Genomic DNA, 816 nt, shown 5'->3' with positions numbered 1-816 from the left:
GCTGAAGATATGTTAATTTCATAGGATGTTTCAGTTGATTTAAAAAGGGAAATTTTCTCACCATCCTGGATAAGATTGAATTCTGTTGCGACAAGATTGGCTGGGTCAACATGTTCAGAAAACGATTTATAGATATCTAGCTTCTTGTTCCACGAATGATTCTTCGGACATTTATAGATGGCAAACTGATAGATGTTTTTACCGTTCGCGTTATGTCTTCGAATCGTTGTATCTGTAAAAATCGTTACTTTCCCGCACATTTTGCATTGCTTTCTCACTGTATCGGCTTTCTGTTTTTTACGAAGCACTAAAGAGTATTGCTCTGTTCGCATTTTTTCACCTCGAAATAATAGCGAGGGAATACAACTTCTATTTGAAAATCTTGCAGGACGCAAAACCCTTTAACAAGGAGAGCAAAGGACGCATAGTTAAAAGTTTAACGGACTGCAGTTCGCTGTATTTCCTCTGTAATGGGATGTAGACAGACTTCTCCCGTGGTCAAAAACGAGATGTTTTTTAACGGTTGAGAAGCGATCCAGTTGTTTTCCATTACAGATTAGATGTTGGCATACAGATCACTGAAGTTCCTTTCTTTCAAACAGATCAGTTTAATTTTACCATATTTTATATGAAATGGATACAAAAAACTTTTAAGTCTCTTGGCTTTTATGAAATCCAAATTATAATTTTCATTCTCACGGTTATCTATAAACAAAAATATTACTGTAAACAGAATTCACAGATGCATTTGATCCTGACGATTTTTCATCACAGGTTGATTTGAGAATTCAAGAGGCGTTCGAGTAGAAGCAGAAA

General features: G+C 35.7%; 1 pseudogene. It reads right to left on the bottom strand.

Annotated elements, in window-relative coordinates:
- Positions 1-332, bottom strand: a pseudogene (locus tag ABHN01_RS25750) (cytoplasmic protein); the annotation flags it as partial.
- Positions 333-816: the final 484 nt, after the last annotated feature.

The organism is Fictibacillus sp. NRS-1165, assembly GCF_050468105.1.
Taxonomy (GTDB): Bacteria; Bacillota; Bacilli; order Bacillales; family Fictibacillaceae; genus Fictibacillus_C; species Fictibacillus_C terrinigri.
The sequence above is the reverse complement of the archived record's forward strand: the minus strand, read 5'-3'. Positions and strand labels throughout refer to the sequence as shown.